This window comes from Brevibacillus humidisoli, assembly GCF_020923435.1.
GTDB classification, from domain to species: Bacteria; Bacillota; Bacilli; order Brevibacillales; family Brevibacillaceae; genus Brevibacillus_E; species Brevibacillus_E humidisoli.
Genome location: NZ_CP087263.1, coordinates 2,542,191 through 2,556,043 on the forward strand (window position 1 = coordinate 2,542,191; position 13,853 = coordinate 2,556,043).

Genomic DNA, 13,853 nt, shown 5'->3' on the forward strand with positions numbered 1-13,853 from the left:
CACTGGGACAAGAGGAAGTCCCCTTGTCCAAGTGCGAGTCTGTTGAATAGACTTAAGCCAACATCACCCGGTCGCTTGCCAGTTTCTCACCTTTGAGTCGTTCAAACTCCTTGAGCAGTTGTTCGATCGTCAGTTCGTTTTTGCCTTCGCGAATATCCAGAATGATCGACCCTTTATCCATCATGATCAACCGATTACCCAGATCCAGAGCCTGTTTCATGTTATGAGTCACCATCAATGTAGTAAGCTTGGAGCGTTCGACCACTTCTTTGGTCAAATCCGTAATCAGTTGGGCCCGAGCCGGGTCGAGAGCAGCCGTATGTTCATCCAACAGCAGCACTTTCGGTTCGGTAAAGGTGGCCATCAACAAACTGAGCGCCTGCCGCTCTCCGCCGGACAGCAAACCTACCTTGGCCGACAAGCGGTTTTCCAAGCCCAGGTTTAATGAGGCGAGATACTGGCGAAACTGCTCTCTGCGCTCTTTGTTTACCCCTCTGCGCAGCGTTCGCTTCTTGTTGCGTGAATAGGCCATGGCCAGATTCTCTTCAATCGTCATCGTCGGGGCTGTTCCAGCCATCGGGTCCTGAAATACACGCCCAATCTTTAATGAGCGCTGGTGTTCAGCCAGATGGTTGACCACTTCCCCATCAATCTCAATTGTACCGGTGTCGGGGGTAAGGGCACCGGAAATGATGTTCATCAGAGTAGATTTGCCAGCCCCGTTGCTGCCGATAACTGTGACAAAATCACCTGGTTCCAGCGACAGATTTACTTCGGCCAGTGCGATCTTCTCGTCAACTGTCCCCCGGTTAAATACTTTGCTGATTCCCTTCAGATTAAGCATGATGGTCACCCCTCACTGCCTTGTCCTCCTGGGTGATTTGCTGCTGCAGAGCGGCTCGTGTACGCTTCTCTTTCCACGATGCCCACAGCTTGGGCCAGATGAGGGCGATTACGACAATTAAGGCAGTAATCAACTTCATATCGGATGCTTCCAGCCATTCGATCCGCAGCGCAATGGCGATGATGATCCGATAGACAATCGCTCCGCCAATAACAGCCAGGGTTGCCCGGAAGATCGAAGAATGTCCGAACAGGGCTTCCCCGATAATGACCGAAGCCAGTCCGATGATGATCATCCCGATCCCCATGTTTACGTCTGAAAAACCTTGGTACTGAGCCATCAGCGCACCGGAGAGAGCAACCAGTCCGTTGGAGAGGCTGAGACCGATGATCTTGGTGTTATCCGTATTGGTCGAAAAACTGCGAATCATCCGTTCGTTGTCACCGGTAGCGCGAATGGCCAAGCCGATCTCGGTGTGCATAAACCAATCGACGATCCACTTGATGATGAGGACAAACACGGCCATCGTGATGATAATACCCGCTTTTTCGGCAAAACTTCCCTTGAATAGATCCGTAATCTGGCTAAATAGGGTCTCTTCACCCAACAGCGGAACGTTTGCTTTGCCCATGATGCGCAGATTGATGGAGTACAGCGCGATCATGGAAAGAATCCCTGCAAGCAGCGCGTTAATCTTCCCCTTGGTGTGGAGGATACCTGTTATCAAACCGGCCATCCCTCCAAGCAGCATCGCCGCCACAGTAGATAAGAGCGGGTGATAACCGGCGGCGATCATCGTCGCCGCCAGCGCTCCCCCTGTCGTGAAGCTTCCGTCAACCGTCAAATCAGGAAAGTTGAGGATGCGAAACGTTAGATATACTCCTAATGCCATGAGTGCGTAGATGATTCCTGACTCGATAGAGCCAATCCAGGCGTCAGCAGGCACGGGAAACCTCCTTCATGCGATTCAGCAAATTACTCCTCAGGATAGAGGATTGCTTTGCTCTTCATCTCGTCTGTAATCGTAATGTTTTGTTCTTTTGCCGTTTTGGTATTCATCATCAATTCCAGCTTAGCCGGGAAGCCTACCGGAATGTCGCTCGGATTCTTGCCTTTGAGGATTTCGATCGCCATCTGTCCCGTCGTGTAGCCCAGATCACGGTACTCAAAACCGAACCCGGCAAAACCGCCTGCCTTGACTGAATCGGTCTCTCCGACAAACAGCGGAATGTCTTTGTCGTTGGCTACCATCACCACAGCATCCAAAGCAGACACCACTGTATTATCCTTCGGAATGTAGATCACGTCAACCCTGCCGACCAGAGAATCGGCTGCCTGCTTCACCTCGGAACTGTTCGCTACGGTTACCTCCACTGGCTGCAGACCAAGTGGTCCCATCGCTTCCTTGGCGTTCTCTACGTTGACGACCGAGTTTTGTTCACCGTTGTTATAAATGATTCCTACATTTTTCGCTTCAGGGAAAAATTCCTTAACGGATTCCATCGTCTTCTGGATCGCGTCAGGATGCGTATCCGATACACCAGTGACGTTGCCGCCGGGCTTCTCAAGGCTATCCACCAACTTGGCCCCAAGGGGGTCGGTAACTGCCGTAAATACGATCGGAATCTCACTGCTCGCCTTGGCCATCGCCTGGGCTGACGGCGTAGCAATTGCCAGCACGAGATCCACCTTGTCAGAGGCAAACTTTTGGGCAATCGTCACGTTGGTATTCATGTCGCCCTGCGCGTTCTGATAATCGATCGTGAGATTTTCTCCTTCCGTGTAGCCGGCATCCTTCAGCGCAGCCAGGAATCCTTCGCGTGCGGCGTCAAGCGACGGGTGTTCGACGATCTGCGTGATGCCGATCGTGACCGCCTCCTGTTTGTCACCACTATCATTTGTCGGCGCAGCAGGTGCGGCCGTACTGCCATTGCCGGAGGTCTCTCCTCCATTGCTGGTGGACGTTCCACATGCTGCAGCGACCAGCATCAAAGCACTTAAAAGCGTAACAAATGACTTCTTCATCAAACTTGTACCCCCTTGAGTTTTCGGTCTCAACCACTCGGATCGCTACCAATTTTCTATGTTTTTAAATTATAGTATAAATAAAGAATATTACACAAGTTGCTTGCCAATGTTTTTATCTGGGGCTGGCAGAGGCTAATCGAACTATCGCACGGATCAGGGTGGAAATCAAGGAGGAAATAAAAAAAACCGAACACAATCTAGTGTCCGGAAAGGTAGTTACGTGATTACTGCTAGTATACTCGCTGTGTTACGCAAGGTGTATAGTGGTTTTCCGGCAATGGTTCCTGTTTTATCACACATTGGCAGGGCTGCATCAAGCATGGAAAAGTTTAGCCGTCCACTCCACAGCATCGGATCAAGAACGTGTCAGCCCGTGACGAACGGCGAACGAAGCCAGTTGGACCCTGTTCTCCAAGTGAAGCTTCTCCAGGATATTTTTGATATGGTTTTTCACTGTGTGCTCAGAGATCACCAGTCGGTCGGCAATCTGGCGGTTCGTTTCCCCTTTTGCTACATAAAGCAAGATCTCCCTCTCCCGCAGGGTAAGCACAGATGGCGTCACTTCTTCGTCTGTGATTCCTTCACGAAACTGGTATAGCAGTTTTCCCGCCAACTCCCGCGATTGCTCCACAGTTCCTTCCATCAAGGCGTGGAGATAGGTAAGCCAGTCGTCCGGGTCCAGGTTTTTCAACAAATATCCCTGCGCTCCAAACTGAATGGCGGTAAACAGATCGGCGATGTTGTCTGAGACGCTGAGCACAACCACCTTGATCTCTGGATAGTGCTGTTTGATTTGCCGGGTTGCCTCCAAACCGTCACACCCTGGCATGTTGATGTCCATCAAGACCAAGTTGGGCTGCAAACGGCGGCATTGTTCCAGGGCCTCCGTTCCATTGCGCGCCTCACCAACCAGCACAAAAGCCTGATCCTCTGCCAACAAGCTGCGAACGGCTTCCCGGGCGTGTGGATGATCGTCCGCAATCAAGACACGATAGGATTGGGCCATGTTTTCTCTCATCTCCTTCGTCCGCAAAGCGTCAGTACTGATCCGCCCGCCTCATCCCTGCCGATGGCAAATGACGCCCCCAGCTTGTCCGCCCGCTCTTTCATCATCGACAATCCATAGTGACGTTCAGAAACGGCCGTCTGTGTAATCCCCCGGCCATTGTCCCAAATCATCAACCGCCAACCGCTGCGGTCAGTGAAGAGATGAAGCCGCGCCGAGGTGGCTCCAGCATGCTTGCGAATATTGGTAAAGGCCTCTTGGATCACCCCAAAGAGATGTATTTCGTCACCTGGTGAAAAGTATCCTTCGGGGAGTGCCACCTCTTGCTGTACATCGATTCCGGTCAGGGTACTCCATTCCGATAACCACTTGCCGATACGGGCTGCAAGGGAACTGCTCTCCTCCAGTGTTGAGCGAAGATTGAAGATGGCCTGCCGCAGGGTCTGGTCGATCTGGGCAACAGCTGATTTCGCTTCATCCAGTTGGCGCTGACGCAGCTTCACATTGAGCAGGAACAAGGTCTGCGCCAGATTATCATGCAGTTCGCGGGCCAATCGTTCCCGCTCTTCATAGACGGCCCGTCTCGCCTGCTCTTCAGCGATCCGCGCACTCATCTGCTCGATCGTACGAAACATCCAGGTGGCAAACACATAGGAGAGAAGCAACGTGAGCAGCGTAATCAGGTAGTTCCCTGTTTCCATCGTCATATAAGCAAGCAGAAAATCGTGCCGGACAAACTCAAAGCCCCCGATCACCAACGGAGGCAAAAAAATCGTCAACCATTTTAGTGAACGATAGGTCATCCACAACTCCCCCTCAACGGCTTAGCCCGGTATGCTGATGATGTTTCGCCAGGGCCAGGGGCGTGCTTCTCCATAGCTAAAGTATATCTATTGCGACTGGAAAAGACATGGCTCTACCGGGCTATTTCATTATAGCCCGAGTCTCTTGCTTGCCAATACTATAAACGACGCCACTTGCTGCACTTTCTATCGTACAAGAAGACGGCTGTTCCTATCTATGCAGTTAGACAAGTGTGCCAAGGCCGATAATCTTCAGGTCCACTTTGACCTGAAAGGTGGCCTTTTTCCAACTTTTGATTCCGATCTGTCTGTTCCATCTGCCTGTATACTTGTTTCGGATCAACTCGGCAAACCCTGCCGGATCAACACCCATTTTCTGCAGCTTGCGGAGAACCTGCAGCGTCAACCGCTCCATCTCTTTGTTGATTTCCTGCTGCAGCTCTGCCAGTTCTTCCGGTCGCTCCAAGTCTTTCTTTCCCGTGTACTGATGGAGATCACCATTCATCGACAGGTTGATCGTATAGGCTGGCTGGTTCCAACTCCCTTCATTTCGCTTGCGAACCGAACTTTTGATGAACTGCATCACAACCTTCTCCGGCTTTCCCGATTGTGTATCTTCCACTGTATAAAACATCGCCGGCAGCTTCTCCCGGTCGGTTAGTGCCTGTACAATTTTCCCTTCCTGTGGTGACAGGTACCCGGCAAGCTTCCCGTTTTTCAAGATGACGGTTTTCGTTATCTGCACGTCTCCTTGTTTTTTCTCCAAAAGCGGCATGGTAGGGTCTTTGCACTCACCGGTGGAATCATGAATGTAATCGTGAATCGTCGTAAACGCATGGAAGGCCGTTTCCGTACGGGGTCGAAGCAGGTCATTTAAAAACGTGCCCATTTCCGGCTTGTTCTCGTATTTCGCTGTCATCAACGCTTCCACACTACCTTTTACAATGCCGATCAAAACGTTGTCGCCTACTCGCGGATCGCGGTACAGCCAGCGCATCGGCTGATTCAACCCCTTTTTTCGGGCAAACGTCTCACTAAACAGGATCACCCGCAATTGGTTGGGAACGATGGTCTTTTCTGATTTGGTCGGGATCACCATTAAGGCTTCCTCTGCCACCTTCACGTTCGCCTTGTAGATCTGCGTTTTTTCCTTGGCCTCCTGGGAGGTCTGCGGAACGGAAATGACTACTTTCACCTTCTTCTCATCGACGTAGTCAAATCCGATCACAGACATAAATCCGTATTCCTCCAGAGAGGGCATCTCGTATTCGATGGTCGCACAGCCCGGCAGGAGCATCAGTAAGATAGCGATGAGGCAGACAAGCAGACTTTTATTCATATAGACCGCCCCTTCGGCTTACGGATATAGTGAATCACCAGCAGTATAATCGGCCACAAGATCACAAGGTAGCCTGCATCAGCACCCCACTCGTAGAAAAGACTGTCTTTGAACTGAGTGGGCAAGGGCAAGATCACTAACGCATAGGAAACGATAGCCACCAGATAGAGATGCCAGGTCCGGTTGCCCAAAAACAGCGAGTCGACCCCTTTTTTGGCGGCCCATGTATAAACGGCAACCGTTGCAATCACCAGAAACGACCACAGGGCGATTCCGATGTTTTCAATCCGTTCAATGAAGGTCAGCTCTACCGCTTTAAACAGGTTAAGGATCGGATACGTGAGGTGCTCCAACTGCCATTCTGAGAAGTACACGACACTGACAAAAGAGATTGCCCAGTAGAAAAGCATCAGCGACCAGAGGCCGATTGTCGCATCAGTCAAGGTCTTTCGTTGGTGCACAATATAGGGAAAATAAAACAATAACAATTCATAGCCCAGCATGTTGACGTATCCATTGTCGAGCGCTAAAAGGATATTTTTGTAAGAAACACCAAACATCGGAAACAAGTGTGAAAGCGTCCCCTTAAAAAATCCCCACTGCAGATAGTAAGCCGTCCATGCCACGAAAAAAAAGGCGAGAATTGAAAAGCGGGCGATCGACTTTATTCCGCCTAACACTACATAGATCAGCACAATGTACAAAGCAAACAAAGGCAACTCGATGGACCGATTCGGCAGGGTAACAGATTGGACCAATCGGACGTAGCTCATCAGGACAGCGGAGACCGATACGATTAAATACGAGATCAGGACGATATTGAGCAGTTGTCCTAACCATGTGCCGAGCAGCTTCCGATGGATGGCGAACAGGTCATCATCGGGATAGCGAATGCAGAGCCAGTAGATCGGCAGCAAGGTTACTTGGGCGATCACTCCCATCAGGAGCACAACCCACCATTGATTGTATCCGACAGGGCTAAGCGCGTGCGGAAGTGACAGCACAGCAGCCCCTGCCATCGACTGGTGAACAAGAAAGATCACATGGTAGCGATTTAGTTTTCGAAACCTTCCCTTGTCCATTTTTGCTACTCCTCGTCGAGAGGACGGCTTAAATACTTGCGCGCTCTGCTCATACCCATCCGAGCCACCTGAAAAAGCATGGGTGCTCGGATGATAGAATTGGCCATATCAGTCCACCGACGAGGGACCACCGGAGTCATGTAGGGCGAGCCTAACGAGGTTAAGTTGAGCAGATGGGCAAACAGAAAAGCCAGCACCAGCATTTGCCCGTACACCCCAAGCAGCCCGGCAGCAAGAATAAAATAGTAGCGAACCAGACGAACTGCATTGCTCATCAGGTAATTGGGCGGCAAAAATGAGAGCAGAGCGGTTACCGAAACCAGCACGATCACGATGTTGCTCGCCAGACCGGCTTCAACTACTGCCGTACCGATGACGATACCGCCGACGATACCGATGGTCTGACCGATCTTGGTCGGCATGCGTGCGCCTGCTTCCCGCAGGATCTCAATGACCATCTCGATGATGATCACTTCGATGACTGGCGGAAACGGCACTTTGCCTCGCGATTCGGCCAAGATCGTCAGCAGTTGAGGAGGCAGCATTTCCGGGTGGTAAGTGAGCACCGCCACATAGGCGGACGTCAACAGCGTGGTTACAAACAGACCGCCAAAACGGACAAACCGCAGCAAACTGGCCGTCCACCAGCGGTTGTAGTAATCCTCTGGCGAAGCAAACATCTCAAAGAACGTGGCGGGACAGATCGAGACTTCTGGGCTCCCCTCCGCCATAATCAAAATCCGCGCATCCAAGAGAGCGGCGACGGCATTGTCCGGCCTGGTGGTCAAGCCGAATTGGGGAAACGGCGAATACGGTTTGTCTTCAATCATCTGCTGGATCACAGCCAATCCATAATTGCCGCTGAACTCGATGTTTTTCAGGCGCTGAATCACCCGCTGCACGTTTTCCGGATTGGCCAGGTTTTCCATGTAGACGACCACTAACGAATTCCTGGTCTCCGTCCCCATGAAGAGCTGCTTCACCTTCAGATGTGGCGAGTGAATTCGCATCCGAATCAAACCAAGATTGGTATCGAGTGACTCCGTAAATCCATCTTGAGGACCGAGGACGGTCGATTCACTCTCTGGAGCCGTTACATTGCGCTGATTGGTGCTGAATGTGTCTACCGATAAAATCAGATTCCGCTCCATAAACAGGAGGATGGTCCGTCCGCTGGTGATCATATGAAGCACTTTTGGCAATTGGTCATCTGCTACTGGTTCAGCCAGCCTGAGTACAGCAAGCGGGTGCTGATCCCCCCGTCTGTCCAGTGGATCGAACACGGTCTCCTGCAAGATCTCTTTTTTCACCATGCTTCTCAGGTATACCAGCACCACTTTTTCGCCGTTTGAGGTGAGTTCTTTGATTAGGGCGTCATCCGAATCCCGCAGTGCTTCCTCGATTGACTCGCGGGTGACTGTTCCTTTTACTTCCGGGTAGATGATGTCCTCATCTGAGGCCTGGTGCGTCAGTTGCGTCGCTTTTCTCCACCACTGCCAGAACACGACCGAACCATCCTCTCTCGAGCCAATGGGCATGTTGGTTTTTTTTGCTTACTTTGCCCAGTTATGGCGAGGATATGCGATCAACCGGCTCAGCGCTGAGCTAGCTTGCGAGGAACTCCCTTCAGATTACGACGCTCTTTTCCGTCATGGGCGGAACAGCCAAGGTGAGACTGCCGTTCCAATCCTTCCCGGTGCCGCTCTGATAGTACTGATCACTGAGAAAAAAGTAGTGCTTGGCCGCCTTATCGAGCGGGTTGTGTCTGATCACTCGCAGGAACCCTTCACGCGCGTCAAAAAACCTCCCCTGCTGATAGAGTAGGATCGCCTCCTCAAACCAGTCCTTTGTGTATGCTTTTCTCTGACGCATACGGTCTGCGTCTCCCTGATAGACATCGTAGAGGAGAATCGGTTCGCGGCCTTGCTCGACTTGGACCATGCCCAGATTGCGGCATGAATACGGCTGCAGACCTCCGGCAGCAAAGAGACCGGCTTCACTAATCAGAATGGATGCCCCCAAGGTCTCAGTCAGCCCCTCCAACGAAGCAGTCCGATTCACTTCGTCGGAAATCACTTTCCCTTCCACGCGTTCCTCTTCCCCGATGATACCCAACATCAAGGGGCCACTGTGAATGGCAATTCCGATCTCAATCGCTTTTTTTCCCTCGCGCCCACGTTTTTCGTTGAACAGATGCAATTGCTCGCGCATCGCAACAGCTGCTTCAACCGCCTGTCCTCCCTGTTGTGGAAACAAGGCGAGGATACCCGATCCAAGGTATTCACTGACGATTCCTCCATGCTTGGTGATGATCGGACTAAACGTACGTAAAAACGCGTTGATAAAGCGAAAGTTTTGCTCCGTGGTCATCTCCTGCACCAGCAGGTGGAACGAACGGATGTTTGCAGTGAGGATGGTCATCTCCTGCTTGACGTGATCACCCATCTGCAAATCGATAATGCTGTTTTTCCCCAGGTGCTCGATGAACTGCTGCGGCACAAATCGGTAGCTAGCTTCATGAAGCGCCATCATCTGGCTCATCTGCTCGCGAATCCGCTCCGCCATCTGGTTAAACTGATGGCCCAACTCCTCCACCTCGTCTCTGGAACGAATGGTGACGACAGCATCCAGGTTGCCATCGGCAAATCCTTGGACACCGTTTCTCAGTTTGCGGATGGAGAGTAGGACATAGATCGTCATCACGATCAACCCTAGCAGGATCAGAACAAAAATGGTGATGATTTTCATCGTGATCGTAAACGAGACTGCTTCGGAGTCTCTGAGGAAACCGTTGGTATGTCTGCCCACTTCGTAGACACCTGTCAGATTTTCCTGCTCATCAAACAGCGGAACGAGTGCGTACACCTGCTTTGCTTTATGGGACGCCTCTTCACTCGTGAACAGTTCATTGGCTTGCAATGCCGCCCGCCGATCAGGGTCCAGCGGGAAGGGCGTAAACATATTGGTTCCTTCATCATCCATGATCAGGTACAAGCGTTCGTTCTCAAACTTGTACAAACGATTGTAGAATCCGCTGTCCATCATATCGACCGTCTCTTCAAACACGCTGTCCATCGCTTCCTTGAGCTCTTGATATACCGGTCCCATGTACTGCTGCGGCGATTTCATCTGTTTCAGCAGTTCAGGTTCGATCAAGAGTGCCCCATCATAGCCAAACAACTCGATATCCCGCAGCACTTCCTCTTCCAACTGCTCCCCAAATGTGGAGCTGATGGTATAGGAGAGATACAGCATTCCGGCAGCAATAACCGGAACCAGCACGATGATTTGTTTGAGGATGATCGACACTTTTCGCCCCATCACCCGAACATACAACAATCTCCCCCCATAAACAGTCAAACCCGCAATGACGAGCAGCAGCGACCACAGCAGCAAGCGAAAAGCCAACGTTTTTCCGTCATATACTGCTTTGTCCATTACATGCTGAATCTTCCCCTGCTTGTCCAGCTTGAACACCCTGTCGGAAAACGCAACGATAACACTATTGTCGTCACCTAGTGCGAGGTCTGCTGCCAGCGCGGAGGTTTCCAGTCTCCATTTCGTCAACGAATCACGTGAGAGCAGTGTCTCCAAACGATCGGGGTGGTGGAGATTGGTGCGACGCAGCAGTTGATCCGTATGCGTAAGAAAGTAGATATCCCCATTGTCATCCAGTCGGAGGCTTTCGGGTACTGCCCGAACCGTTTCTCCTGCCAACGGATAGACTCGTCTGGTAGTGCCATCCCGCTGCAGCCAGTAAATCTCTCCCTGTCTGGTCGAATAAATGATTTTGTCAGGTTCGCTGCCAGCCACCTGATAAGCGTAACTGTTCTCCGGCAACTGAAGCCGTAGCAGTTCGGGTTGTGAAGGGTTGGCGAGATCGATTTGAAGCATCTCTACATATTGGTCATCTACCGAAAGAAAGGAGAGCGAACCGTCACGGTACTGTAGAGCTTGGATGTTTCCTCTCACATAGTATTGTCCTCTCTCATATTCCCGCCTGTAGACCACCTGATCGGTCCGGCCGTCTGAGTGATGGCGGACGATCTCCTCCGCTCTCACATGCAGGTCTTCGAAATCGACAACTGCCCTGAGAATGTAGAGATTTCCCGCGGGATCCGCCGCCACATCTTCAAAGTTGTAATACGTACCATTCTCCCCGGTTTGCTGCGGGAGTTGGTATTGAATCCTACCTGCGGGGTCCAGCTTCACGATCGACTCGTCAGAATCGTGATATCTGTCCTCGTTGGACTGGTTGATGGTGTAGAGGTTGCCCGAACCGTCCACCACCACCTTGGACAACGCCTCTAGAGGGATGTCTCGCAACACGGGAGAGTAGGCATATTCCTGTTTATACCGGTAAGCAAATGCTCCAACAGAGCTTATGAGAACAGCAATCAACAACAGTTGGACGAGCGTTTTTTTCACGTTTTCCTACACCTTTCCATTCGGGTTATGGCCAAGCCATGTGAAAACATGGAATGCATCGGACACTGATCGTCGCGTACGGTCTTTGTTCTCCGGATTGTTTAGCGAAAGCTGTCGATCTGAGGTTGTCTCCTTTTTCCAATCTATAGTATGATTAGCTTTGGAATGGAACAAATCGTATGTATATTCTGTCTTGTTCAGGAAGGAGCACACTGATGGGATTCTTGGTCTGCCAAGGGGCAAACATGCAATGCAGTTTTGGCAACGCTCCAGCCGTACTTTCCGTGCTGCCGACAAATCGGGTGACCACTTCCACCCCTCTTGCAAACATCATGGACAACAAACCTATGGTCAACATTCCTCCGTTCGGGATGTGCAATTCAATGGCCAATCCACAGGTTGCTTCTGCTACAGCGGCCAACAAAGGTGTTCTCACCCCTCAACCTTGTGTTCCGGTAACAGTGGCCCCCTGGGCTCCGGGAGCACCAACTGTGCTGATCGCCAATGTGCCGGCACTGAACAATTCCTCCAAGCTGATGTGCAATTGGGGCGGCATGATCCAGATCACCAATCCCGGACAGACAACGATACAAGCACCTTAGCATGCACACTCATGTCTGTTCTCAAATAGAGAGGAGGACGAGCACTTGAGCGAAAGATTAGGCACTGTCAAAAAACTAGCTGCCAGCCCCTTGGCCGCTCTGTTGAAACCAGCACAGGGCGCGGTCGAGAAAGTATTCGAGTTCACGGGGAAGCCAGCCTCTGTCAAGGACTACGTGCTGTTGGGAAACTACTATGTAGCGAAAAAACTTCTTTTTCTGCTGATTCTACTCATGCTCCTGATCACTGCCATCATCTACTTCGTGTTTATCAATCCACCTGCGTTGGTCAGCAAATGGCTCTACGGCGTTATCACGATTCATGAGAAAACGGAACCCGTGTATACCTATACCGCCAAAGTGATCATTTATGATCCAAATGAAGTGCTGAAATATGAAGGTGACCTGACAGACGGACTGTTTGACGGCACCGGCCGACTGTATCAGGATGGCAAACTGCGGTATCACGGAGAGTTTGCCAAGGGCGTGATTAACGGATTGGGCACCATGTACAACAGCGACACGGGAACCCCTCTCTACAAGGGAGAGTTTGTCGACGGGGTCTACTCCGGAACAGGCAGTCTGTTTTACGACGATCAAACAATCCGATACGAAGGCGAGTTCCAAAACGGCCAGATGAGCGGCAGCGGCAAGGAGTATCACCCCAATGGAGTCATCCGGTACGAAGGGTCCTTCGCGGCCGGGAAATACAGCGGCGAAGGAAAACAGTACGATGACCAGGGACGGCTGGTCTACGAAGGCGGCTTCCAAAACGGACTCTACTCCGGAGATGGAACCGAATATTACCCTAACGGGTACGTAAAGTACAAGGGCACCTTCCTCGCCAACTCCTATAACGGCGAGGGCGTGCTCAACTTTGCCAGCGGTCAGCAGCAGTATAAGGGAACATTCGTTGCTGGCGCCTATGACGGACAGGGTCAACAATACGATGAAAACGGTGCGCTGCTCTATGAAGGCGGATTTCGCAGCGGCCTGTATGACGGACTTGGCACCCTTTACGACAACCGAGGCATCCCGTACTACAAAGGATTTTTCCAGCTGGGTGAACTCTATTATGAAGGCTTCATCGGCCTGACACCCAAAAAGGTAGAAGAACTTCTGGGGCCAGCGGATGATGCCAGCCTGACTGCTCCTGCTAAAGCGGACACCCCAGAAGCAGCAGCGACAGCGGACAAACCAGCTGAACCTTCAGACGCTTCCGAACCTTCTGTCCTACAGCAGGCAGCTTCTGCTGAATCCACAGCAGGCACGGCTGCCGGATCATCTGCTCCACAGCTCCAAAACGCTGCTAATGCTGGTTCGAGCTTACTATATGGTGATTACCAGATGGCGCTATCGTTGACACGTTCTGCCACCGAACCATCTGAGCAGCGTATCAGTTCCGTCAAAATCTGGGGGAGACAGACGATCAATCAACTTTCCCGCCAGTTGGAGCAAGCAGAACAGTCGCAAGCGGAAGGCGGTCAGGTAACCAAGTTTACCGACAAGTCTGGTCAATCTCTGGTCTACCTGAGGGACAACTACCGGTTCCTGTTTCACATAGACAGCCAATCAGGCTTGGTCAAGTCTGTTGAGATCAACAAACAGAGCGAACAAGATTGGGAGGGCATCAACAAATAACCTTCCTTCTTCCCCGCGAAATGCCCAAAGCAGAAGGTGCGTCACAGATCCTTCTGCTTTTTCTCTGCCTTGGAGGTGCTATA

11 protein-coding genes are annotated in these 13,853 nt (G+C 51.4%); 2 read left to right on the forward strand and 9 right to left on the reverse strand.

Features of this window, described 5'->3' with window-relative positions; all coding sequences use genetic code 11:
* Nucleotides 1-52 precede the first annotated feature (52 nt).
* The 9 genes from LOK74_RS12650 to LOK74_RS12690 form a co-directional block, all read right to left on the reverse strand.
* The gene (locus LOK74_RS12650) at nt 53-844 is read right to left on the reverse strand and encodes an ABC transporter ATP-binding protein (RefSeq protein ID WP_230042404.1); all 792 of its coding nucleotides are present in this window, start codon (nt 842-844) and stop codon (nt 53-55) included.
* Nucleotides 837-1,736, reverse strand: coding sequence for an ABC transporter permease (locus tag LOK74_RS12655; protein ID WP_230046995.1), 900 nt, complete (start codon nt 1,734-1,736; stop codon nt 837-839). Before LOK74_RS12655 ends, LOK74_RS12650 begins: the two co-directional genes overlap by 8 nt.
* Before the next feature lie 83 nt (nt 1,737-1,819).
* A complete protein-coding gene (locus LOK74_RS12660) occupies nt 1,820-2,869 on the reverse strand; it encodes an ABC transporter substrate-binding protein (RefSeq protein WP_230042405.1) in 1,050 nt (349 codons plus the stop codon).
* A gap of 358 nt (nt 2,870-3,227) precedes the next feature.
* The gene (locus LOK74_RS12665) at nt 3,228-3,878 is read right to left on the reverse strand and encodes a response regulator (protein WP_230042406.1); all 651 of its coding nucleotides are present in this window, start codon (nt 3,876-3,878) and stop codon (nt 3,228-3,230) included.
* 8 nt (nt 3,879-3,886) lie between these two features.
* A complete protein-coding gene (locus tag LOK74_RS12670; protein ID WP_230042407.1) occupies nt 3,887-4,681 on the reverse strand; it encodes a sensor histidine kinase in 795 nt (264 codons plus the stop codon).
* A gap of 223 nt (nt 4,682-4,904) precedes the next feature.
* Nucleotides 4,905-6,020, reverse strand: a complete 1,116-nt coding sequence (locus tag LOK74_RS12675; RefSeq protein ID WP_230042408.1) for a Ger(x)C family spore germination protein — start codon at nt 6,018-6,020, stop codon at nt 4,905-4,907.
* Nucleotides 6,017-7,102: a GerAB/ArcD/ProY family transporter gene (locus LOK74_RS12680; protein ID WP_230042409.1), complete on the reverse strand. Its 1,086-nt coding sequence runs from the start codon at nt 7,100-7,102 to the stop codon at nt 6,017-6,019. Before LOK74_RS12680 ends, LOK74_RS12675 begins: the two co-directional genes overlap by 4 nt.
* Nucleotides 7,103-7,107: 5 nt before the next feature.
* Nucleotides 7,108-8,607 (reverse strand): spore germination protein, encoded by a 1,500-nt coding sequence (locus LOK74_RS12685; RefSeq protein ID WP_230042410.1) that lies wholly within the window; start codon nt 8,605-8,607, stop codon nt 7,108-7,110.
* 121 nt (nt 8,608-8,728) lie between these two features.
* Nucleotides 8,729-11,530: an adenylate/guanylate cyclase domain-containing protein gene (locus tag LOK74_RS12690; RefSeq protein ID WP_230042411.1), complete on the reverse strand. Its 2,802-nt coding sequence runs from the start codon at nt 11,528-11,530 to the stop codon at nt 8,729-8,731.
* A gap of 215 nt (nt 11,531-11,745) precedes the next feature.
* Here LOK74_RS12690 and LOK74_RS12695 point away from each other — a divergent pair, with 215 nt between their 5' ends.
* Together LOK74_RS12695 and LOK74_RS12700 are read left to right on the forward strand one after the other, a co-directional pair.
* Complete coding sequence (locus LOK74_RS12695; protein ID WP_230042412.1) at nt 11,746-12,132, forward strand: DUF4280 domain-containing protein; 387 nt, start codon at nt 11,746-11,748, stop codon at nt 12,130-12,132.
* 45 nt (nt 12,133-12,177) lie between these two features.
* On the forward strand, nt 12,178-13,770 hold the full coding sequence (locus LOK74_RS12700; RefSeq protein ID WP_230042413.1) for a hypothetical protein: 1,593 nt from the start codon (nt 12,178-12,180) through the stop codon (nt 13,768-13,770).
* The last annotated feature ends 83 nt before the right edge of the window (nt 13,771-13,853 follow it).

Coding starts and splice junctions, on each gene's coding strand:
- LOK74_RS12650 (WP_230042404.1), bottom strand. CDS start 844: ATGCTTAATCTGAAGGGAATCAGCAAAGTATTTAACCGGGGGACAGTT.
- LOK74_RS12655 (WP_230046995.1), bottom strand. CDS start 1,736: ATGGCATTAGGAGTATATCTAACGTTTCGCATCCTCAACTTTCCTGAT.
- LOK74_RS12660 (WP_230042405.1), bottom strand. CDS start 2,869: ATGAAGAAGTCATTTGTTACGCTTTTAAGTGCTTTGATGCTGGTCGCT.
- LOK74_RS12665 (WP_230042406.1), bottom strand. CDS start 3,878: ATGGCCCAATCCTATCGTGTCTTGATTGCGGACGATCATCCACACGCC.
- LOK74_RS12670 (WP_230042407.1), bottom strand. CDS start 4,681: ATGACCTATCGTTCACTAAAATGGTTGACGATTTTTTTGCCTCCGTTG.
- LOK74_RS12675 (WP_230042408.1), bottom strand. CDS start 6,020: ATGAATAAAAGTCTGCTTGTCTGCCTCATCGCTATCTTACTGATGCTC.
- LOK74_RS12680 (WP_230042409.1), bottom strand. CDS start 7,102: ATGGACAAGGGAAGGTTTCGAAAACTAAATCGCTACCATGTGATCTTT.
- LOK74_RS12695 (WP_230042412.1), top strand. CDS start 11,746: ATGGGATTCTTGGTCTGCCAAGGGGCAAACATGCAATGCAGTTTTGGC.